18 protein-coding genes are annotated in these 22269 nt (G+C 68.6%); 6 read left to right on the top strand and 12 right to left on the bottom strand.

The features are described from left to right. Nucleotides 1–237: 237 nt before the first annotated feature. Nucleotides 238–1110, bottom strand: coding sequence for a tRNA1(Val) (adenine(37)-N6)-methyltransferase (locus tag GH266_RS05505; protein ID WP_209001548.1), 873 nt, complete (start codon nt 1108–1110; stop codon nt 238–240). Further along, nucleotides 1107–1373: a putative signal transducing protein gene (locus GH266_RS05500; protein ID WP_158193000.1), complete on the bottom strand. Its 267-nt coding sequence runs from the start codon at nt 1371–1373 to the stop codon at nt 1107–1109. The genes GH266_RS05505 and GH266_RS05500 overlap by 4 nt, the downstream gene beginning before the upstream one ends. A 193-nt stretch (nt 1374–1566) precedes the next feature. On the opposite strand from GH266_RS05500, the gene GH266_RS05495 reads away from it, so the two are divergent. After that, nucleotides 1567–2583, top strand: coding sequence for a polyprenyl synthetase family protein (locus GH266_RS05495; RefSeq protein WP_209001617.1), 1017 nt, complete (start codon nt 1567–1569; stop codon nt 2581–2583). Nucleotides 2584–2739: 156 nt separating this feature from the next. On the opposite strand, the gene purU is transcribed toward GH266_RS05495, so the two are convergent. The 3 genes from purU to GH266_RS05480 form a co-directional block, all read right to left on the bottom strand. Then, nucleotides 2740–3624 (bottom strand): formyltetrahydrofolate deformylase, encoded by an 885-nt coding sequence (gene purU, locus GH266_RS05490; protein ID WP_158192999.1) that lies wholly within the window; start codon nt 3622–3624, stop codon nt 2740–2742. Between the two features lie 150 nt (nt 3625–3774). Further along, a complete protein-coding gene (locus tag GH266_RS05485) occupies nt 3775–4758 on the bottom strand; it encodes a 4-(cytidine 5'-diphospho)-2-C-methyl-D-erythritol kinase (protein ID WP_209001689.1) in 984 nt (327 codons plus the stop codon). A 7-nt stretch (nt 4759–4765) separates the two neighbouring features. Further along, entirely contained in the window at nt 4766–6568 is a 1803-nt protein-coding gene (locus GH266_RS05480) for a tetratricopeptide repeat protein (RefSeq protein WP_158192998.1), read from the bottom strand. Between the two features lie 418 nt (nt 6569–6986). Here GH266_RS05480 and ppdK point away from each other — a divergent pair, with 418 nt between their 5' ends. Beyond that, nucleotides 6987–9659: a pyruvate, phosphate dikinase gene (gene ppdK, locus GH266_RS05475; RefSeq protein WP_158192997.1), complete on the top strand. Its 2673-nt coding sequence runs from the start codon at nt 6987–6989 to the stop codon at nt 9657–9659. Nucleotides 9660–9663: 4 nt separating this feature from the next. Beyond that, on the top strand, nt 9664–10608 hold the full coding sequence (locus GH266_RS05470; RefSeq protein WP_158192996.1) for an ArgK/MeaB family GTPase: 945 nt from the start codon (nt 9664–9666) through the stop codon (nt 10606–10608). On the opposite strand, the gene GH266_RS05465 is transcribed toward GH266_RS05470, so the two are convergent. The 4 genes from GH266_RS05465 to GH266_RS05450 all read right to left on the bottom strand — a co-directional run bounded on the left by GH266_RS05465 (nt 10609) and on the right by GH266_RS05450 (nt 15331). Then, nucleotides 10609–12858 (bottom strand): bifunctional diguanylate cyclase/phosphodiesterase, encoded by a 2250-nt coding sequence (locus GH266_RS05465; RefSeq protein WP_158192995.1) that lies wholly within the window; start codon nt 12856–12858, stop codon nt 10609–10611. A 115-nt stretch (nt 12859–12973) separates the two neighbouring features. Beyond that, on the bottom strand, nt 12974–13135 hold the full coding sequence (locus GH266_RS05460; RefSeq protein WP_158196054.1) for a DUF2256 domain-containing protein: 162 nt from the start codon (nt 13133–13135) through the stop codon (nt 12974–12976). A gap of 2 nt (nt 13136–13137) precedes the next feature. Further along, nucleotides 13138–14706, bottom strand: coding sequence for an FAD-binding domain-containing protein (locus GH266_RS05455; protein ID WP_209001547.1), 1569 nt, complete (start codon nt 14704–14706; stop codon nt 13138–13140). A gap of 40 nt (nt 14707–14746) precedes the next feature. Further along, complete coding sequence (locus GH266_RS05450) at nt 14747–15331, bottom strand: glutathione peroxidase (RefSeq protein ID WP_158192994.1); 585 nt, start codon at nt 15329–15331, stop codon at nt 14747–14749. 189 nt (nt 15332–15520) lie between these two features. On the opposite strand from GH266_RS05450, the gene GH266_RS05445 reads away from it, so the two are divergent. Together GH266_RS05445 and GH266_RS05440 are read left to right on the top strand one after the other, a co-directional pair. Next, a complete protein-coding gene (locus tag GH266_RS05445; RefSeq protein WP_199270447.1) occupies nt 15521–16918 on the top strand; it encodes a bifunctional enoyl-CoA hydratase/phosphate acetyltransferase in 1398 nt (465 codons plus the stop codon). Continuing rightward, nucleotides 16915–18105: an acetate/propionate family kinase gene (locus tag GH266_RS05440; RefSeq protein ID WP_158192993.1), complete on the top strand. Its 1191-nt coding sequence runs from the start codon at nt 16915–16917 to the stop codon at nt 18103–18105. The genes GH266_RS05445 and GH266_RS05440 overlap by 4 nt, the downstream gene beginning before the upstream one ends. A 16-nt stretch (nt 18106–18121) precedes the next feature. On the opposite strand, the gene GH266_RS05435 is transcribed toward GH266_RS05440, so the two are convergent. The 3 genes from GH266_RS05435 to map form a co-directional block, all read right to left on the bottom strand. Next, nucleotides 18122–18520: a hypothetical protein gene (locus tag GH266_RS05435; RefSeq protein ID WP_158192992.1), complete on the bottom strand. Its 399-nt coding sequence runs from the start codon at nt 18518–18520 to the stop codon at nt 18122–18124. Between the two features lie 167 nt (nt 18521–18687). Beyond that, complete coding sequence (gene radC, locus GH266_RS05430) at nt 18688–19398, bottom strand: RadC family protein (RefSeq protein ID WP_120267357.1); 711 nt, start codon at nt 19396–19398, stop codon at nt 18688–18690. A gap of 25 nt (nt 19399–19423) precedes the next feature. Then, on the bottom strand, nt 19424–20257 hold the full coding sequence (map, locus tag GH266_RS05425) for a type I methionyl aminopeptidase (protein WP_158192991.1): 834 nt from the start codon (nt 20255–20257) through the stop codon (nt 19424–19426). Between the two features lie 982 nt (nt 20258–21239). Between map and GH266_RS05420 the strand changes: the two genes are divergently transcribed. Continuing rightward, complete coding sequence (locus tag GH266_RS05420; protein WP_244953776.1) at nt 21240–22250, top strand: sodium:calcium antiporter; 1011 nt, start codon at nt 21240–21242, stop codon at nt 22248–22250. The last annotated feature ends 19 nt before the right edge of the window (nt 22251–22269 follow it).

The following is a 22269-nucleotide window of genomic DNA, read 5'->3' as shown; positions in this document are numbered from 1 at the left end:
ATAGTTACCTAAAGTAAAAATGAAATAAGCTCCAATGGCGAGGCACGAAATCAGCAACACCGACTTGATGTTGCCCTGTGCCGTTTGAGAGAGACGCCACTCCATGAAAACCCCCATCCTCGATTGCGAGGAGGTTAGGCATAAAACATGAGTCTCTCAATCATGTTTTAGGGCGCGCGGTCCTGGTTCCCCAAAATCGCGAATTCCTGCATCCCGGACTGCCGCCTGCGCCGCGTCTCAGCGCGGCGGGGGCGGAGGCAGGCCGGCACCGTCGCGCATGATCGCGCGTGCCTCGGGGGTGAAATCGGAGCCGGCGCCCTCGTGCAGCACGAAGCCCGGCAGCAGGCGCAGCGGCGCCCGGCTCGCCCGCACGCAGCGCACCAGGATGCGCGTTGCCGCGGCCTCGGGGCGCGGGCGCAGCGGAATGACGTCGATGGCGCCGAAGCGGCCGGGCAGCAGCTGCAGGATCTCGCCCAGCCCGTCGGCGCGGAAGATCATGGTCAGCGTGCCGCCCTCGCGCACGATGTCGGTGGCGACCCGCACCCAGGGCTCCAGCCCGCGCGTGTCCAGCACATGCGCCCCGGCGCGCGGGGCGGCGGGCGAGGCGCGGAACCGCCCGTCGGCATAATAGGGCGGGTTGACGATGGCGTGGTCGGCAAGGCCCGGCGTCAGGCCGGCGGCATGGCGCTCGCGCCCGCGGGCGGTGATGTCCGCTTCGATGATGGTAACGCGCGGCGCGAAACCGGCATTGTCGGGCAGGGTCAGCGCGCGCTGCGCCAGATCGAGCGCGGCCCGGTCGCGGTCGACCAGCAGCACCTCCACCTCGGGCAGGCGCGCGGCAAGGCAGAAGCCGGCAGTGCCGACGCCCGAGCCGAGGTCGACCACCCGCCCGCGCGTGGCCGGGGGCACGGCGGCGGCCAGATAGACCGCATCCAGCCCGGCGCGGTGGGCACCGCGCGCCGGCTGCAGCACCTGCACCAGCCCGCCGAGAAAGGCGTCCCGGGTGATCTCCGCGCTCTCCTGCAAGGCCTGCTCGACAGGTCCCGGCTCGCTGGGATCCGTCCCGGCCGGGGCTTCGGCCTCGGCCGCGTCCTGAGCGTCGCCGCTCACGGCGCCTGCCTCCCGCCGGCCTTCGCGTGGCGGGCCAGCGTGTCGGCATCGAGCTCGTGGGCGAGCTCCGCCTCGCGCATGAGGCGAATGGCCGCGCCGAGGTCGTCTTCGGTCACCATCACCCGTCGTGCGATGATGCCGATCGAGCCTTCCAGGATGCTCATGTTGCCGTCCAGCACGAGATGGCCGATGCCCGCTTCGCCCAGAAGCGCCTCGACATAGGAAATCAGGACCATATCGTTGGTCTTGAGCAGAGGAACCATGTAGTCCTTGTCCGTTCGCGGGTTCGGGTGGGGCACCTTACAAGACCAGGGCGGTCGAGGCGACATTCCCTGACGCGGCTGTGCGGCATCCCGTCGGTTTGGTCAACGGTGTGTCTCGCGAAAGACGGCTTGCCGTGGGCATGGGGCGGACCTATTGTCCGCCCGTCTCTTACTCGAAACGAGGTTGTTCAACGTGGGCGTGGTGGTTCCCTTGCGCGAAACCCGGTCAGAACCGGCCAGCATCCAGAACCTGGTCGACCTCACCGCCGGCGGCATGGAGGCCGTCAACCAGCTCATCCTGTCCAAGGCGGGATCGAATGTCGAGCTGATCCCGGAGATCGCCCGCCACCTGATCTCGTCGGGCGGCAAGCGGCTGCGGCCGATGCTGACCCTCGCCATGGCCGACATGTTCGGCTACGCGGGCGAGGGCCATGTGGGCCTCGCCGCCAGCGTCGAGTTCATGCACACCGCGACGCTGCTGCACGACGATGTCGTCGACGAGAGCGACATGCGGCGCGGCAAGCTCGCCGCGCGCAAATTGTGGGGCAATCAGGCAAGCGTGCTGGTCGGCGACTACCTGCTCGGCCAGGCCTTCAAGATGATGGTCGATGTCGGCTCGCTCGAGGCGCTGCAGATCCTGGCCAGCGCCTCGGCCGTCATCGCCGAGGGCGAGGTCATGCAGCTCGGCGCGGCGCAGGACCTGGAGACCACCGAAGAGCGCTACATGCAGGTCATCGAGGCGAAGACGGCGGCCCTGTTCGCCGCTGCCGCCGAGGTCGGCCCGGTCATCGCCGAGGCCTCCGATACGGACCGCGCCCACGCCCGCGCCTATGGCATGGCGCTCGGCCTTGCCTTCCAGCTCGTCGACGATGCGCTCGACTATGGCGGCTCGGCCGCTGATCTCGGCAAGGACACCGGCGACGACCTGCGCGAAGGCAAGATCACCCTGCCGGTTATCCTCGCCATCCGCCGGGGCAAGCCGGAGGATCGCGAATTCTGGGTCCGCTGCCTGGAGGAGCGCGACGTGCGCGACGGCGATCTCGACCGCGCCATCGCGATCATGCAGGAGACCGGGGCGCTCACCGAGACGGTCGAGCGGGCTCGTGCCTTCGGGGCGCAGGCGCTGGATGCGCTGCGGGGATTACCTGCCGGCGGGCAGCGCGAGGCGCTGGCCGAGGCGGTCGAATTCTGCATCGCCCGCGTCAGCTGAGCTTTTCGAGACGCCATTATCGAATTTGAGCGATTTCGAGACGGGTTTTTGCAAAATCCGTCTCGAAATTTGCAACCGCCTCGCTGCCGATTGCGGGGCGGGTTGTCCCCGTGGCGGCACCGCCCCGGACCGCCCCCGATGGGGCCGGTTGTCCCCTCAGCCCATCCGCTCCGACGCATAGCTGCCCGGGCTCGCCGGGAAGACCACCGTCTTGTTTCCGTTGAGGAAAACGCGGCGGTGGATATGCGCGTGGATGGCGCGGGCGAGAACCTGGCTCTCCACGTCGCGGCCGAGCGAGACGTAATCCTCGGGCGACTGGGCATGGGTGACGCGCACGGTGTCCTGCTCGATGATCGGCCCCTCGTCGAGGTCGCTGGTGACGTAGTGCGAGGTCGCGCCGATCAGCTTCACGCCGCGCGCGAAGGCCTGCTTGTAGGGGTTGGCGCCCTTGAAGCTGGGGAGGAAAGAATGGTGGATGTTGATGATCCGCCCGGCCATTTCCTCGCACATGCGCGTCGACAGCACCTGCATGTAGCGGGCCAGAACCACCAGTTCCGCGCCGGTTTCCTCGACGATCGCCATCTGCCGCGCCTCGGCCTCCGCCTTGTTGTCCTTCGTCACCTTTATGTAGTGGAAGGGGATATCGTGGTTCACCACCAGCTTCTGGTAGTCGAGATGGTTGGAGATCACGCCGACGATATCGATGGGTAGCGCCCCGATCCGCCACCGGTACAAAATGTCGTTCAGGCAGTGCCCGAACCGAGAAACCATAATTAAAACCTTCATTTGCGCCTTCTCGTCGTGGAACGAAAAGTCCATTCCGAAGGCCTCGGCACGGGCCGCAAAGCCGCTTGAGAGCGTCTCCAGCGTTGCGCCGGTCTCGCTGTTGAAGCTGACCCGCATGAAGAAATTCCCGGTCTCGCGGTCGTCGAACTGGGCGCTGTCGGTGATGTTGCAACCGTGCTCCGCCAGATAGGTGGAGATGGCGGCGACGATGCCGCGGGTCGAGCGGCAGGTGACGGTCAGGGCGAAGGCGCTCATCGGTGATGATTCCCGGCTGAGAGGACAACAGGCCCACGCGATAGCGGAGTGTCGCGGGTTGTCCAAGTGTTGTCGCGTTCGCGCGCCGGGGACATTTCGAAAAACGGCGCATTGGCGACGATTTGCGACGGGCAGGCGTGCGGTTTCGCCTCAGGCGACCGCCGCGACGGGCGCCGCCTGGATCCACCAGCCGGGATGAAGCGCGGTGAGCCGGCGGGCCTCGCGCTCGGCCTCGTCTATCCCCGCGAACAGCGCGAAGCATGTCGCGCCCGATCCGGACATGCGGGCAAGCCGCGCGCCGGGCGCCGAGCGCAGCGCGGCCAGCACCTCGGCGATCTGCGGCGCAAGCCTCAGCGCCGGCGGTTCGAGGTCGTTGCGCGTGCCCTCGATCCAGGCAACGAGCGCGTCGAAAGAGGCGAGATCGCTTTCGCGAAGCGGGGGTAGCGGCGGGTTGTCCCGACGCTCCAGCTGCGCGAAAACCTGAGGCGTTGCAACGGGTAAGCCCGGATTTGCCAGCAGTGCCGCATGGCCCGGAAAGCGGGGAAAAGGGGCGACCTCGGTGCCGGTGCCCGAGACCAGCGCTGGCTGCGAGGCAAGGCACATCGGCACGTCGGCGCCGAGCGTTCCGGCGATCTCGGCAAGCCGCGCCATCTCGCCCGCGTTCGCCGCGCGGCCGGTCATCGCGGCGAAGCCGAGCCGCAGCGCTGCGGCCGCGTCGGCCGAGCCGCCGCCGATGCCGGAGGCGACCGGCAGGTGCTTTTCGAGCGTCACGGCGAGGGGCGGTGGCGCCGTTTCGAGGGCGAGGGCGAGCGCGGCGAGTGCACGCAGCACGAGGTTGTCGCCCTGCGGCTTATCCTCCGTGTCCGACGCCAGCGCGCCGGCGAAGGGGCCGGTGAGCGCAAGCGTCGTGCCTTGTCCGCTCCCGGCCGGTTTCGCCGACAGGAGGTCGCCGAATTCGGCAAAGGCGACAAGGCTTTGCAGCAGGTGGTAGCCGTCGTCACGCCGGCCGGTGACATGCAGGGCGTAGTTGATCTTGGCGCGCGCAAGCAGCGGGGTAGGGGCGTTCCCGCCCGCAGATATCCCCGCTCCGGGCCGGTCGTCCTGCGGGCTCTGTCCCCGCGCGTCAGGGCGCACGGCGGCGTCAGCCGCCGTTCTGCTTCGGCTCGGCCTTGGCGGCCGGCGCCTCGCCGGGTTCCGGCAGGCCCTTCTCGATCTTTTCCAGGATCTTCGGCAGCTCTTCCGGCTCGGGGCCGAGGTCGCGGGCGTGGTTCCACTGGAACTGCGCCTCCAGCCGGCGCCCGACCTTCCAGTAGGCATCGCCCAGATGGTCGTTGAGCACCGGATCCTGCGGCCGCAGCTCGACGGCGCGCTCCAGTTCGGTCACCGCCTCCTCGTAGCGGTGCAGCTTGTAATAGGCCCAGCCGAGGCTGTCGACGATGTAGCCGTCGCGCGGGCGCAGCTCCACCGCCTTGCGGATCATGTCCAGCGCCTCGGGCAGCTTAAGCCCTTGATCGACAAGCGAATATCCGAGGTAGTTGAGCACCAGGGGCTGCTCGGGCGACAGCTTCAGCGACAGGCGGAAGTCGGCTTCAGCCGCTCCCCAGGTCTTCAGCCGCTCGCGGCAGATCCCGCGATAGTAGAAGATCGTCCAGTGGCGGCTGTCCGGCTCGGCGATGGTGTCGATGCCCTTGGAATAGGCTTCCTCGGCTTCCTTGAAAAGCTTGTGGGATCTCAAGACGTTACCGAGCGCCATCACCGCGTCGAGGTCGCTCGGATCGCTCTCCACCAGGGCCGAGAGATGCGCGCGCGCCTCGTCGAGATTGTCGATGGCGTTGTAGTTGATGCCGACCTGGATCTCGGCATCGCGCTTCAGCGGCGAGCTGTCGGGAACGCCCGAGAGAACCTCGATGGAGCGCTGGAAGCGGCCCATGCGGTCGAAGAGGCCGGCCAGCGCGATGGCCGCGACATCGGCCTCCTCGTCGAGATGCAGGGCGAGCTGCAGGAAGGTCGCCGACAGCTCCTCGCCGCCGTCCCGGCCGATCGCCGCGCCCAGTCCGTACAGAACCTCGGCGGCGCCCACCTGCGGGCTTGCGGCGATGCGCTCGATGGTCTCGCCGCTCTCGATCCGCTCGCGGGTGGCCACCAGAACCGGGTGGTCGGGCAGCATCGCGTCGAACTCGGCCAGAACCTTCAGCGCGGCCTCCTTGTCGCCGTTGCGATAGAGCGACAGCGCATAGGCGTTGACGACGCGCAGGGCGCCCCGGTCGGCGCTGTAGGCATCGCGGAAGTTCGCCTCCGCATCCTTGGCCCGGCCCGCGAAGTCCTGGATCAGGCCGGTGTGGTAGGCGACGAAGACGGTGTACCAGCTCGGCCCGTTCAGCCGCGAGATTCGCGCCAGCGCCTCGTCGGTCTTGCCGTCGCCGGCCAGAGCCCAGGCCGACAGCAGCCCGGCCGCAAGCTCCGCCAGCGGGCCGCGGCCGCCGTCGGAAAGATACTCGCCGGCCTTGGCGTTGTTGCCCGCGCGCATCTCCTCGACCGCCAGCATCAGCCCGGCGAGGAAGTGGTCGGCCTGCTCGCCCTTGAGGCGTTCGGCCAGTTCCAGCGCCTCGGCAAGGTCGCCGTTGGCCAGTTTCAGCACGAAGGTGCGGTCGAGCAGGAAGGGATTGCCCGGGTCGACCAGCAACGCCTCGCCGAAGAAGGTGGCGGCATTGTCGAGGTCGTTGCTCTGGCCGGCCAGCCGTCCGGAGAGATAGCTGCCGCTCAGGGTGATCGGCAGGCCTTCCGGAGTGCCTGCGCTGAAGTCGGGGGCGATATCGGTCGCTTGCGCTTGCGTTTCGGCGAAAGCCAGAGGGGCGGACGAAAGGGCCGCGAGCGAGGCCAGAAGTGCGACGCTGCAGGCAAGGCTGCCGCGGCGGGCGGTTCGGGTGAGGCGGCGTGTTGTCATCCGGATTGTCTCAATGCCCCTGCTTTGGCGCGAATGCGGCGAGTCATCCGCCTGATTTTGCCTGCGAGGATGGCCGCAATATGTCCCGCCTGCAAGCATCGGCGGGCTTGCTGCCCGCTGAGCCGGCTCATACGTGGGGCGGTCTGCTGCGCATCGATCCTGCCTGTTTTCGCGATATGGGGCGTTGCGGCATGTCCGGCAATGCGGCAAGCGCTGGAATCGCAGGGTTTTACGGCATCCGCCGATGCCTTGCGCCGAGAACGGAGCGGGCAATCGCGCAAAAAACCTTTGTTTCGTGCACTGCATCATTTATGGGGGTGGGCATCCGGGGAGGGAGGCGCGTGCGAGCCCAAGCGCAGGGCCCGGCGCCTTCCGGGGTGCGCGACCGCAAGCCCCGAAGCGAGAGGATGCAGGCGGCATGACCAAATGGGTGTTCGGTTTCGGTGACGGCAAGGCCGAGGGCACTGCCGGAATGAGGAACCTGCTCGGCGGCAAGGGAGCGAACCTTGCCGAGATGAGCAATCTGGGACTGCCGGTGCCGCCGGGCTTCACCATCACCACCGAGGTCTGCACCTGGTTCGACAGCCACGACAAGACCTATCCGGACGAGCTGCGCGGCCAGGTCGATGCCGCGCTCGAGGAAGTCGGCCGGATCACCGGGCGGCGCTTCGGCGACACCACCAACCCGCTGCTGGTCTCCGTGCGCTCCGGTGCCCGCGTCTCGATGCCGGGCATGATGGACACGGTGCTGAACCTTGGCCTCAACGACGAGACGGTGCCGGCGCTTGCCGCGGCCGCAGGCGATCCGCGCTTCGCCTATGACAGCTACCGCCGCTTCATCCAGATGTATTCCGACGTGGTGATGGGCCTCGATCACCATGCCTTCGAGGAGATCCTTGAGGAGTTCAAGAACGAGCACGGCCGCGACCTCGACACCGACCTGACCGCCGACGATTGGCAGCAGGTCATCGCCAGCTACAAGGCGCTGGTCGAGGACGAGCTCGGCACGCCGTTCCCGCAGGATCCGCACGAGCAGCTGTGGGGCGCCATTGGCGCGGTGTTCCTGTCCTGGGAAAGCGCGCGCGCCATCACCTATCGCCGGCTGCACGACATCCCCAACGACTGGGGCACGGCGGTCAACGTGCAGGCGATGGTCTTCGGCAACATGGGCGAGGACTCGGCCACGGGCGTTGCATTCACCCGCAACCCGTCCACCGGCGAGAAGGCGCTCTACGGCGAGTTCCTGATCAATGCGCAGGGCGAGGACGTGGTCGCCGGCATCCGCACGCCGCAGGACATCACCGAGGCCGCGCGCATCGCCGCCGGCTCCGACGCGCTGTCGCTGGAGCGGGCGATGCCGGAGGCCTTTGCCGAGTTCATCGAGATCTGCGACCGGCTGGAAGGCCACTATCGCGACATGCAGGATCTCGAGTTCACCATCGAGCGCGGCCGGCTGTGGATGCTGCAGACGCGCTCGGGCAAGCGCACGGCGCGCGCCGCGCTGAAGATCGCGGTGGAGATGGCCGACGAGGGCCTGATCTCCACCGAGGAAGCGGTGATGCGCGTCGATCCGGCCGCGCTCGACCAGCTGCTGCACCCGATGATCGATCCGGCGGCGGAGCGCGACGTGATCGCGACCGGCCTGCCGGCCTCGCCGGGCGCAGCGTCCGGCGCCATCGTCTTCTCCTCCGACGAGGCGGAAGAGGCCAAGGCTGCCGGCCGGAAGGTGATCCTGGTGCGCGTCGAGACCAGCCCGGAAGACATCCACGGCATGCATGCGGCCGAAGGCATCCTGACGACGCGCGGCGGCATGACCAGCCACGCGGCCGTGGTGGCGCGCGGCATGGGCAAGCCCTGCGTTTCCGGCGCCGGCGCGCTGCGGATCGACTATCGCACGGCAACGCTGACGGTCTCGGGCCGCAAGCTCTCCAAGGGCGACGTGATCACCATCGACGGCACCACCGGCCAGGTCCTGGTCGGCGAGGTGGCGATGCTGCAGCCGGAAATGTCCGGCGAGTTCGCCCGGCTGATGGAGTGGGCCGACGTCCACCGGCGGATGGCGGTGCGCACCAATGCCGAGACGCCGGCGGATGCGCGCGCGGCCCGCGGCTTCGGCGCCGAAGGCATCGGCCTGTGCCGCACCGAGCACATGTTCTTCGAAGAAGAGCGCATCGTCGCGGTGCGCGAAATGATCCTGTCGGAGACCGAACAGGGCCGCCGTGCGGCGCTCGACAAGCTGCTGCCGATGCAGCGCGGCGACTTCACCGAGCTGTTCGAGATCATGCAGGGCCTGCCCGTGACGATCCGCCTGCTCGACCCGCCGCTGCACGAGTTCCTGCCGCATAGCGAGGAGGAAATCGCCGAGGTGGCGGCGGTGATGGGCGTCGACAGCGAGGTGCTGCGGCAGCGGGCGCACGATCTCGACGAGTTCAACCCGATGCTCGGCCATCGCGGCTGCCGACTGCTGGTGACCTATCCGGAAATCGCCGAAATGCAGGCGCGCGCCATCTTCGAGGGTGCCGTGGCGGCCGGCAAGACGACCGGATCGCCGGTGACGCCGGAGATCATGGTGCCGCTGGTCGGCGTCAAGGCGGAACTCGACCTGGTGCGTGCGCGCATCGACGCGATGGCGAAGGCGGTGGCGCAGGAAACCGGCGTCACCATCGACTATCAGGTCGGCACGATGATCGAGCTGCCGCGGGCGTGCCTGCGCGCTGGCGAGATCGCCGAGACGGCGGAGTTCTTCTCCTTCGGCACCAACGACCTGACCCAGACCACCTTCGGCATCTCGCGCGACGACGCGGCTTCGTTCCTCGGCCCCTACCAGCGCATGGGCGTGGTGGAGCGCGATCCGTTCGTCTCGCTCGACCAGGAGGGCGTCGGCGAGCTGATCCGCATCGGCGCCGACCGCGGCCGGGCGGCCCGCCCGGGCCTCAAGCTCGGCATCTGCGGCGAGCATGGCGGCGACCCTGCCTCGATCGCCTTCTGCGAGAGCGTCGGGCTCGACTACGTGTCCTGCTCGCCGTTCCGCGTGCCGATCGCCCGGCTGGCGGCCGCGCAGGCGGCGCTGAAGGCGAAGAAAGCGGCCTGAGGCCATGGCGGTCCGGCGGCCGGCGACCATCGCGGAGCTTGCCGCCGGCGGCAAGCCGGCGCTCGCCCGCACGCTGTCGGCCATCGAGACGGCGGCGGCCGAGCCCGCCTTCCTGCAGCTTCTGGATGAGGCGGCGGGGGCAGGGGGCGGCCGCGTCCTCGGGCTGACCGGTCCGCCGGGCGTCGGCAAGTCGACGCTGACCAACGCCCTTATCCGCACCTATCGCGGGCGGGGCGAGAGCGTCGGCGTCATCGCCGTCGATCCCTCCTCGCAGATCACCGGCGGCGCGCTGCTCGGCGACCGCACGCGGCTTTCCACCGATCCTGAGGATACGGGCGTCTTCGTGCGCTCGATGGCGGCGCGCGACCGGCTCGGCGGGCTCTCCGACCATGCCATCGCCGCCGTCGTCCTGATGCGCGCGGTGATGGACCGGGTGATCGTCGAATCGGTCGGCATTGGCCAGTCGGAGGCGGATGTCGCCCATGTCGCCGACACGCTCGCCCTGTGCATCCAGCCGGGGTCGGGCGACAGCCTGCAATTCATGAAAGCCGGGGTGATGGAGCTGCCCGACTTGGTGCTGGTCACCAAGGCGGACATGGGCGCTCTGGCCCGGCGCGCGGCGGCCGATGTGCAAGGCGCGCTGTCGCTGGCCCGCCCGGCCGGAGCCGCCCTGTCCGAGGTGCTGATGGTCTCGGCGACGGCGGAGCAGGGTATCGCGGAGGCGGTTGCGGCCTGCGATGCCCATGCGGCGCGGCTGGAGGCGGGCGGCGAACTCGCCGGGCGGCGCGCGCGGCAGCAGCGGCACTGGGTGGTGGATGCCGTCACCCGGCGCTTCGGCACGGTGGGACGGGCGGTCTGCGACATCGACGCGGCGCTTGCCGGGGCAGGCGGGCCGTTCGGCGCCATCGCCCGGCTGGACGGCGAGCTTCGGGCGCGACTTGTCCCCTGATCACGCCCTGAGCGGCACGGCCTGCTGATCCTCGCCCGACAAACGGGCCTCAGCTTCGGCGATGCGGCTTGGAGGCACGGGCCGCGACAGGTAGAAGCCCTGCAGGCGGTCGCAATTCGTCCGCTGCAGGATCACCGCCTGCTGGCGGGTCTCGATGCCTTCCGCCACCACCTTCATCCCCAGCGCCTCGCCCAAGTCGATGATCGTCGACAGGATCGCATGGGCATGCGGTGCGATCTCCAGGTCGGCGATGAAGGAGCGGTCGATCTTCAACGTGTTGAAGGGAAAGCGGCGCAGGTAGCTCAGGCTCGAATAGCCGACGCCGAAATCGTCCAGCGCGACGCGCACGCCCATTTCCTGCACCTGGGTGAGGATCTTGAGAATGTCGTTGTCGTTGTCGGCGAAGACCGACTCGGTCACCTCGATCTCCAGCCGCGAGGGCTCGAAGTTGCAGGCCTCCAGCGTGTCGCGAAGGTCCTCGATGAAACGCGGATGGCGGAACTGGGTCGGCGAGACATTGACCGCAAGGCCCAGATGCGGCCAGGCGGCGGCGTCCTGGCAGGCGCGGCGCAGCACGTAGAGGCCGAGATCGTTGATCAGGCCGGTCTCCTCGGCAATCGGCACAAAGGTCGCCGGGCTGATCGCGCCCATGTCGGGATCGGTCCAGCGCAGCAGCGCCTCCACGGACAGGACCTTGGTTCCGTCGATCGTGGTCTGCGGCTGGTAGACGACGTCGAGCTTGCCGCGGGCAATGGCATCGCGCAGGGCGTGGGCAAGGCTCTCCCGGGTGCGCACATGTTCTTCCATGCAGGCCTCGAAGAAGGCCCAGCGGCCGCGGCCGCTCGCCTTGGCCGAGTAGAGCGCGATGTCCGCCTTGCGCAGCAGCTCGCCCATCGACAGGCTGTCTTCGGGCGCAATCGCCGCACCCACGCTGAGACTGACATGCAGGTGGTTGCCGCCGATATACATCGGCACGGCGAAGCGGTCCTGCATGCGCTTCAGCACCTGCTCGATGCGCTCGCGGGAGTCGCAGCCGGGCAGCAGCAGAGCGAACTCGTCGCCGCTGATGCGTGCGAGCGTCGCCTCTTCCGGCACCAGCACGCGCAACCGGCGCGCCGCCTCGCGGATCACCTCGTCGCCGGCGGCGTGTCCCAGCGTATCGTTGATGTCCTTGAAGTGGTCGAGGTCGATATAGATCACGCCGAGCAGGCCCTTTGCGGCCTGCCATCCGGCCAGCTCCTCGCGGAAGCTGCTGGCGAAATAGTCGCGATTGGCGAGGCCCGTCAGGCTGTCATGCAGCGCGGCATGCTGGGCGCGGGCCTCGCTTTCGGCGAGCCTGCGCGTGTTCTGGCGGGTGTAGAACAGCACCAGGCCGGTGAGGCCGGCAATGGTCGCGGCAAGGAAGAACAGGATCGGCCCCACGCCCGACAGGATCGAGGACCCCGGGTTCTCCGCCTGCCAGGCGAGATAGCCGATATGCTGGGCGCGCGGGTTGCGCAGTTCGAAGGTCGCGGCCTCGCCGGCGGGACTTGCGATCGAGCGCAGGCCCGTGATGCCCGAACGTTCGGCCAGAGCCTGCAGGCGGGCGGGGTCGAGCTTCTTCAGGCTGACGACCACGGCCGGGGCGCGGCGCTTGGACAGGAACTGCTTCAGCTCCGGGCTGATCGCCGTCGCCGCGACCAGGGCCGGCTCGCCCTCGAACGAGGTCATACCGGTCTCGTGAAGCGAACGGGTGAAGCCGCTCGGCGGGCGCTCGATGTAGAAGAGGCCCGACGGCAGCCGGTCGAAACTGGCGATGAAGCGGGCGCGCGCGCGGGCCACAAGCGGCTTGATGTCGTCGAGCAGCGCCGCCGCATCGTCCACCGGCATGCGCTTGCCGCGGACCGAATTGTAGACCGGGTTGCCGTCGACATCGAGGATGATGGTCTGGTCGTGGCCGTAATTGGCAAAGAGCCACAGGCCGACATTGCTGTCGAGCCAGTCGACGCTCAAGGTCTCCGGCCGGGCGTAGAAGAACGACTGGTCCCAGACCGCGACGCCTTCTTGCTCCTTGGCCAGCAACTCCAGCTGGAGATTGGTGCTGCCGCGCAGCAGGGAGCGCTCGCTGTTGAGAGCGGCGATGTCGGCGGACCGCGACGTATAGGCGATCAGCGCCACCGAGAACGCGATCGCGAGCAGCACCAGTCCCACAACGGGAAACAGGATGGCATTTGCCAGACGTGCGCCTGTGTCGGTTCGTGTCGCTACCATTGCGAGCCCCTTAATAACGAGGCGAAGGTGGCATGGCGGCTGTTAACAAATGACCATCAATGCTTGGTTAATCCGCGTAAACACCTGTTTGCGAAACCTCATCATCCGCAATGGCTTAGCGTGAATTTCCGCTCGAGCCGGAGCGAGTTCGGTTCTCCCTGCAGCGCTGCGAGCAGTGGCGGACCTCCTCCCAGTTCAGGCGCCATTTGCGTCGCCAGGCGAAGGGGCGGCCACAGGTCGCGCAGACCTTTTGCGGCAGGTCCTGGCGTTTGCGCATCTTCATGACTTGTCCTCTCCGCCGATGTCGAGCGAGAGCGAAAGCTGGCGTGTGTCGGGGCTGCCGCGCTTTGTGCGGCCGGGCACGGACAGGCCGGCGCGCCGGCTGCCGTGGCGCTGCTGGATCCGGGCGGCGGCATCGCGGAAGCCGGACGAGACGCGTCGTCCCCAGACGGCTTCGCGGGCATGGCGTGCGGCCGCCAGATGGTCGACGACGGGCGCGGGATAGCGGCTGCCGAGGACGCCGTCTGCGCCCTCCCACTTCCACGGCTCGTGCAGGAAGCGGTCCGGCACGGGGGCGAGCTCCGGCACCCAGCGCCGGGTGAAGACGCCGGCTGGGTCCTGGTCGATGCCCTGTTTCACCGGGTTGTAGATGCGCACGGTGTTGATGCCGGTGGTTCCCGACTGCATCTGGACCTGCGGCCAGTGGATGCCCGGCTCGTAGTCGGTGAAGAGGCGGGCGAGATGTTCGCCCGGCCGGCGCCAGTCGAGCCACAGGTGGTAGCTGGCCACCGCCATCAGCATGGCGCGCATGCGGAAGTTCATCCAGCCGGTGGCCGCGAGCGCCCGCATGCAGGCATCGACGAAGGGCAACCCGGTCTCTCCGTGCATCCAGGCAGCGAGACGGGCGGGCTCGCTTTCCGCCGGCGGGCGCAGGCCGTCATAGGCGCGGTGCAGGTTGCGGAACTCCAGCGAGGGCGCATCCTCCAGCTTCTGCATGAAATGCGAGCGCCAGTGCAGCCGGCCGTCGAAGGAGGAGAGCGACTGCCGCCAACCGCGCGCGGACACCGGCCCATCGCGAAGCGTGCGCTGGCGGACCCGGCAGGCCTGCAGCGTCTCGCGCAGCGACAGCGTGCCCCAGGCAAGATGCGGCGAGAGGCGGGAGCAGGCATCGAAGCCGAGCAGGGGGCTCGACATGGCCGCACGGTACGGCTCGCCCCGGCGGTGGAGAAAGCTGTCGAGGCAGGCAAGCCCCGCCGGCCGGCCTCCGGGCTGGCGGCCGGGGCAGGGGTCTGCGGCAAGGCCGAGGTCCGCGGCTGTCGGGATGCGGCCGGCATCGGCAAGGGGCAATGGGGCGAGAGCGGGAGCGCAGACCTGTGCCGCGGCCATGTCGCGCTCCCAGTTCGCCGCCCAGCCGTCGCGGCTGCGCAGCCGCCGGGTCACGCCGTCCTGGCGTAGCTCGTGCCAGGGAATGCCTTGCGCCCGGCACCAGGCGCCGACCTGTCGGTCGCGGGCGAAGGTCCAGCCATTGCCCGTCTCCTGATGCGACCACAGGGCGGCGATGCCGCGAGCGGCATGGATGCGGGCGAGCACCTCGACCACCTGGCCGTGGCGCAGGAGCAGCGGCTGGCCGAGCCTGCCGAGGTCCGCCGACAGAGCGTCCAGGCATTGGCTCACGAAAGCCCAGTGGCGGGCGGAGATGTCCGGCTGCTGCCAGAGCTCGGGCTCGACGACGTAGAGCGGCAGGACCGGCCCGCGCTCCGCCGCCCGCGCCAACGGCTCGTGGTCATGCGTTCGAAGGTCGCGCTTGAACCACACGACCTGCAGGGCAGGGGCGGGAGGGGAGGTCACCGGGGGCGTCTTCAGCGCTATGCGTCAGCGGGATCGGCGGTCAGGACCCGCCGGCGGTCGATGCATGGGTGGCAAGGCTGCGCTCGATGGCGGCGCGCAGGCGCGGGGAGTCCGGTTCGGTCATCGGCGTGTACCACTCCACCAGGCGGCCGTCGGGTCCGATCAGGTATTTCTGGAAGTTCCAGCGCGGCGCGCCGAGCGGCCCGGCCTCGCGCGTCACCCATTTGTAGAACGGCGTTGCCGCCTCGCCGCGCACCGATGTCTTGTTGGTCAGCGGAAAGTCGACCCGGTAGGCGGATCGCGTGAAGTCCTCGATGTCGCCTTCCGTTCCCGGCTCCTGTCCGCCAAAATCGTTGGACGGCACGCCGATCACCACGAGGCCGCGGTCGCGATATTCCTCGTGCAGGGCCTGCAGCGGCGCATATTGCTGCGTGAAGCTGCAGCGCGAGGCGGTGTTGACGACGAGAACGGTCTTGCCGCGATAGGCTGAAAGCGGCATCGCCGAACCGTCGATCGCCGTCAGCGAGAAGTCATGCGCGGTTCTCTCGTCCGCCCGCAGCGGCGGGCCGCCGAGAGCTGCAAGGGTAAGCAATGCGCAGGCAAGACGTGCAAACAGGCGGTTCATGGCGGGCTCCTCACGTTCAGCATGTGCTACGCTGTAAAAAGGCTGGCGGATTGCCGCAGCGGTTTGCGCGCTGTGCGGCAAAGGGCGGCCGAGGGGTCCGGATATTGACGGATTGCGTGCCGGGGCGGGGGGCATACATGCTCCCGCGCGACCGACTGACACCCAAAGACAAGCCGGGACCGATCTTTCATGGACATTCGCACGGGCGCCACCAGCCAGGACATGGTGGAGAACCGGACCTTCGACGAGATCGCGGCCGGCGACAGCGCGGTGTTGCGCCGGACGCTCGCCCAGCAGGATATCGACCTGCTGGCGGTGATCGCGGGCGGCGGCAGCGGCGGAGAAGGCGCCAGCGCCGGCCCGGTGGTGACCGGACTGGTGTCGCTGCTGGTTGCGACCGAGCTGCCGGGACCCGGGGTGGTGATGCTGGGGCAGGAGCTTGCCTTTCGCGGCACGGTGTCCGCCGGCGATGCCCTGGTGCTGACGCTCACCGTCACCGGACGGGAAGCCGGGACACGGGAGCTGACCCTGTCCTGCGACTGCCGCACCGAGGCGGGCAGGGAGGTGGCTTGCGGTACCATCCGCGTGCGCGCGCCGAACGAGAAGATCCGCCGGCCGAGGGCCGAGCTGCCCGATATCCGCATGAGCCGGCACGAGAGGTTCCGCGCGCTGATGGCGGAGGCGGCGTCCTCCGAGCCTCCGGTCGCAGCCGTTGCCCATCCCTGCAGCGCACCGGCGATCGCCGCGGCCGCGGAGGCCGCGCAGGCGGGCATCGTCGTCCCGATCCTGGTGGGGCCGCGCGGCAAGATCGAGCAGGCGGCAGCGGAGGCGGGCGTTGCCCTCGACCGGTTCCGCCTGGTCGAGACGCCGCACAGCCACGCGGCGGCCGAGGAGGCGGTGGCGCTGGTGCGGCGGGGTGAAGCCTCGCTGCTGATGAAGGGCTCGCTGCACACGGACGAGCTGCTGCGCGCCGTGCTCGACCGGGCGAAGGGACTGCGGACCGAGCGGCGGCTGTCGCATGTCTACCTGATGGACGTGCCGGGCTACCCCCGGCCGCTGCTGGTGACCGATGCGGCGGTCAACATCGCGCCCGATCTCGCGATCAAGCGCGACATCATCCAGAACGCCATCGATCTGGCACATGCGATGGGTCTCGCCCTGCCGAAGGTGGCGATCCTCTCGGCGGTGGAGACGATCAATCCGAAGCTTGCCTCGACGCTGGACGCCGCGGCGTTGTGCAAGATGGCGGACCGGGGCCAGATCACCGGCGGGCTCGTCGACGGGCCGCTGGCCTTCGACAATGCGGTCGATCCATGGGCCGCCAGGGAAAAGGGCATCGTCTCGCCGGTCGCGGGCGAGGCGGACATTCTCGTGGTGCCGGATCTGGAGGCCGGCAACATCCTCGCCAAGCAGCTGACCTTCCTTGCCGGCGCAGATGCCGCCGGCGTGGTGCTGGGCGCACGGGTGCCGATCATCCTGACCAGCCGGGCGGATGCGGAGCGCACGCGGCTCGCCTCCTGCGCGGTCGCCGCGAAGCTGGCACGGTTGCGCCTTGCCGCGGCCCCCGGCGGGGAGGGCGCGGCGTGAGCGGGGCAGGCGAGACCGGAGCGATCCTGACGCTCAATGCGGGCTCATCGAGCATCAAGTTCGCGATCTTCGATGTTGCCGCGGACGGCGCCCTGCAGGCCTGGCGGCGGGGCGAACTGCGCGAGGACGGAGCTGGCCAGCGCTTCCGGGTGAAGGACGCGGACGGTGAGTTGCTCGCCGACGAGGCCTGGGAACAGACCGGTTTCGAGGCCTCGCTCGAGCATCTCCTTTCCCGGCTCGACGGCGAACTCCACGGGCGGCATCTTGCCGGTATCGGCCACCGTGTGGTGCATGGCGGGGCCGGCCACAGGGCACCCGAGGAGGTGACGCCGGAGCTCCTGGACCTGCTCGGCAGCCTGGCGGAACTGGCGCCGCTGCACGTGCCGCACAATCTCGCACCGATCCGCGAGATCGCCCGCACACGGCCCGGCATCCGGCAGGTCGTGTGCTTCGACACGGCCTTTCACCGCACGATGCCGGCGGTGGCGACGCGCTTCGCCCTGCCGCGCGAGTTCGAGCGGCGCGGCATCCGCCGCTACGGCTTTCATGGTCTCTCCTATGAGTACGTTTCGCGGCGGCTGGCGGTCGTCTCGCCGCAGGTGCATGGCGGGCGGGTGATCGCGGCGCATCTGGGCAACGGCGCCAGCATGTGCGCCTTGAGGGGCGGCGAGAGCATCGACACGACCATGGGCTTCACGGCGCTGGACGGGCTGGTGATGGGCACGCGCTGCGGCGCACTCGACCCCGGCGCCCTGCTGCACCTGATGCGCTGGGAAGGGCTGTCCATCGACGAGACGGAGCGGCTGCTCTACACGCGCGCAGGACTGCTGGGGCTTTCCGGCATTTCCAACGACATGCGGGTGCTGCTGGAGAGCGCGGAGCCGGCGGCGGCCGAGGCGGTCGACGTCTTCGTCCATCGCATCGTGCGCGAGACAGGTGCGCTGGCCAGCGTGCTCGGCGGGCTGGACGGGTTCGTCTTCACCGCCGGCATCGGCGAGAATGCGCCCGAAATCCGCGAGCGGGTCTGCGAGCGGCTGGGATGGCTCGGCGTGCGGCTCGACAGGGCTGCGAACGCGGACGCGGCACCGGTCATCTCTGCGGCGGACAGCGCTGTCGAAGTGCGGGTGATCGCCACCGACGAGGAGGCGATGATCGCGGAGCATGTCCGCGACCTGCCGGCTTCGTGAGTGTTGCGGTGCGCCGTCAGGCGACGACGAGAGAGGCCGCCTTCAACTCGTCGGAGACTTCTTCCGCGTCGCGGGCGGCCCGTTCGGCCGCCTCCGCCGCGACCTCTGGCACAAGATTGGCCGCGCGGAAGCCCTCGCGGGCGTAATCCTCGAGCGCATCGCTGCAGAACTCGGTGCAGGCCGCAACGACGTCGACGGGCTGGCGCGCCTGCAGCAGGCGCTCGGCGAGACGGACGTCCTTTTCCACCCGCAGGCGCAGGAAGTCGACCATCTCGACTTGCCGGTCCAGTGTCGCGCGCAGCGCCTCGGATTGCATGCGCCCGATCAGAACCATCGGATTGCAATAGGCCATCTCGAACGGGGTGAGGGAGGCATTGACGCCGTCCTCGGAAGCGGTCTTGCGAGTATCTGCCATCGTGCGGTCCTCCCTGCGGCGTCCCTTTGCGGGGACAGGCGTTGCGGCCGTCCACGACCGCAAGGACCATCCTAGCGCCGGCGTGTGGCAGAACGTTGATAAACGTCAAGCACGGCTGCGACGGGGTGTCGCTGCCGGGGTGCTGTCTGACGGCGCTGTTCGGAGCTTCAGATCAGCTGCAGGCCGCGGAAACTCGCGTGGCCGTCGCGCCCGACGATGATGTGGTCGTGCAGGACGATGCCGAGCGTGCCGGCAATGTCGGCGATCTGCTTGGTCATCTGGATGTCGGCGCGCGAGGGCGTCGGGTCGCCGGACGGGTGGTTGTGCACCAGGATCAGCGCGCTGGCGGAAAGCTCCAGCGCCCGCTTCATCACCTCGCGCGGATAGACCGGCGTGTGGTCGACCGTGCCGCGCTGCTGCACCTCGTCGGCGATCAGCGCGTTCTTCTTGTCGAGGAAGAGGATGCGGAACTCTTCCCGGTCGGAAAAGGCCATGGCGGTGCGCACATAGTCGATCACCTGCGACCAGGACGACAGCACGGTGCGCTCGCGAACCTGGCCGCGCAGGAAGCGCTCGGCCACCGCATGGGCGAGCTTCAGCTCGTCCACCACCCGGTCGCCGACGCCGCGCACTTCCTTGAGGCGGGCCGGCGGGGCGGCCAGCACCTCGGCGAAAGACCCGAAGCGGTCGATCAGCGCCTTGGCCACGGGCTTGGTGTCGGCGCGGCGGATCGGCGAGAACAGCAGCAGCTCGAGCAGTTCGTAATCCTGCAGCGCGGCATGGCCGCCTTCGCGGAAGCGCTGGCGCAGCCGGTCGCGGTGCCCATGGAAATGCGGAGCGACGCCAGCGTCTGAGAAGCCGTCGTCGGTGCCGTTCATGCCGCCCCCTCCCGTGGTGCCGTCGTCAGGCGCGACCGAAGGTCAGCGGATTGTCGAGGCCGGCGGGCGACAGGGTGAAGATCTCGCACCCCGTCGCGGTGATGCCGACCGAGTGCTCGAACTGGGCCGACAGAGAGCGGTCGCGGGTGACGGCGGTCCAGCCGTCGCCGAGCACCTTCACATGCGGCCGGCCGAGATTGACCATCGGTTCGATGGTGAAGATCATCCCCGGCTTCAGCTCGATGCCTTCGCCCGGACGGCCGTAATGCAGGATGTTCGGCATGTCGTGGAACAGACGGCCGACACCGTGGCCGCAGAAGTCGCGCACCACCGAGCAGCGCTCCGCTTCCACGAAGCTCTGGATCGCGTGGCCGATGTCGCCGGTGGTCTTGCCGGGCCGGGCCATCTCGATGCCGCGCAGCAGCGATTCGTAGGTGACCTCCACCAGCCGCTCGGCCGCGCGCTTCAGCTTGCCGACCGCATACATGCGGCTGGAATCGCCGTGCCAGCCTTCGAGGATGTAGGTCACGTCGATATTGACGATGTCGCCTTCCTTGAGCGGCTTGTCGTTCGGGATGCCGTGGCAGACGACATGGTTGATCGAGGTGCAGGTCGACTTGGTGTAGCCGCGATAGTTCAGCGTCGCCGGCAGGGCGCCGTTCTCGACGCCGAAGCGGTAGACGAAATCGTCGATCTCCTGGGTGGTGACGCCGGGAACGATCTTTTCCACCAGCGCATCCAGGCAGCGTGCGGTCAGCTGTCCCGCCTTGTGCATGCCTGCGAAGTCCTCCGGCCCGTAAAGGCGGATCTGGCCGGTATTCTTGAGGGGGGCCGTGGCGGCGTCGATATAGGTGACCATTGCGAGATGCTCGTCCGGGCTGTTCGTGTCGCGGGACTGCCGCCCCCCGCGCCGCAGTGTCTGCGGTCGCCGCGCGATGCGGGAGGCATGCGGGGCGCAAGGGTCGGGCGGGACTGGCTCCGCCGGGATTTCCAATAGCCTTAAAACGCGAGGGCGCGGGGCGCAATCCGCTTTCGCCGCAAGGGCGAGCCGCACCGGTCGCAGGGCCGGCGCAGGAGGGTGCCGGGGAAGCCGGCCGAGAAGCCGGCGCGTGAAGCCAGTCTGTCTGGTACGGACGGCGGGACTCGAACCCGCATAGCCGAGGCTGAGGGATTTTCGTACCAGCTACGGCTTTCGCCGCCGCCTTCCGGCGTTTGTGGTCTGGACTATACCTTCACCGTAGCGAAAGCCTTAGGTGCTGCCCGTCTAGTCTCTACACCTTCCCGATTTCTCGGGCTTGGCTCGGGATCGCCATGTGACAGGGTTCCCCGAATTTGAGCAGTTCTACGTCCCGCGTTTCCGCCGGCGCACTCAAGTTTGACCCAAGTCCCTTGTGTCTACCAATTCCACCACGTCCGCACTGGCCTCTCTGCTAGCAAAGCGCCGGCCAATGCTCAACCTGGAACTGCGCCGCCGGCATGGTCCCTCCCTCGGGCAACCATGTGCTAGGTCTTGCGTTGACTCCCAAGACAGACATGGAGGCCTCCCCATGGCGTTTTCGCGCCGTCATCTGCTCCACCCTCATGGCGGCGTTTCCAGCTGCGCTTGGCGGCACTCAGGGAGCGCGGCATCGTCGCATCGGTCGCACCTTGTGCGCAGGCGCATGTGCATCTGACGCCCTCGATCCGCAATCTTGACGCCGAGGTCGACAGGGCGGTCGAGGCGGTGAGAGCCCTGGTCTAGAGACGGCGGTGCGCGCCGGGGCTGGCGGCCCTACCCGAAACATCGCAATCCTGCAGAAGAAGGAGATTTCGTCATCCTTGTCAGCGCGTCCACCACCACGGTGCTGGTTGTCTTCATCGCGGCAGCCCTTGCAGTTTTCGTCAGCGGAACCCGCCTCACCAGGCTCGCCGACACGCTTGCCGATCGCACGGGCCTGGGAGAAGCGATTGCCGGGGCGGTGCTGCTGGGGGCGTCCACCTCGCTCAGCGGCACCATCGTCTCGATTACGGCGGCACTGGAGGGGCAGGCGTCGCTGGCGTTCTCCAACAGCATCGGCGGTATCGCCGCCCAGACGGCGTTCCTGGCCATCGCCGACCTGACATACCGGCGGGCCAATCTCGAACATGCCGGCGCCGAACTGGTAAATGTGTTTCAGGCGGTGGTGCTGTTCGGCTTGCTGATGCTGCCGTTCTTCGCGGTGACCCTGCCGGAGGTGACCTTGTGGTCGGTCCATCCTGTCTCCCTGGCGATACCGGTCATCTATATCGCGTCGCTGGTCGCCAGCCGCTCCATTCGCGCAGAACCCATGTGGCGCCCCGTTGCGACCTCCGATACCCGGGAAGACCGGCCGGAGGCGGAAGGCGGCGGCGAAGCCGAGCGCTCCACTGCCGCGCTCTTCGCGAGCTTTGCAGGATTGATGGTGGTCATGGGGACTGCTGGCTGGGCCATCGCCTCGAGCGCCTCGGTGCTGGTGGACAGGTTCGCGCTCTCGGCCTCGCTGGTCGGTGCGCTGGCGACGGCGACGATCACCTCGATGCCGGAGCTTGTGACCACGCTGGTCGCCGTCCGGCGCGGCTCGCTGCAACTGGCCATCGGCGGGATCATCGGAGGGAACACGTTCGACACCCTGTTCCTGACGGCCGCGGACATCTCGTATCGGGACGGTTCGCTCTATCACGCGGCCGGCCCTTCGGACTTCTTCTGGGTCGTTATCGCCGCCATGATGACGGCGGTTCTCCTGGCGGGGCTCATTTTGCGCGAGCGCTCCCGGCCCATCCGCATCGGGACGGAAAGCGCAGCGCTGCTTGCCATCTATGCGGGCGCTGTCGCGCTCCAGATCTTCGTCACATGAGGCGCTAGTGCCCCGCAGC

It is taken from the genome of Stappia indica, from assembly GCF_009789575.1.
GTDB classification, from domain to species: domain Bacteria; phylum Pseudomonadota; class Alphaproteobacteria; order Rhizobiales; family Stappiaceae; genus Stappia; species Stappia indica_A.
Note: the sequence above shows the minus strand (reverse complement) of the source record. Positions and strands in the feature narration are given on the sequence as shown.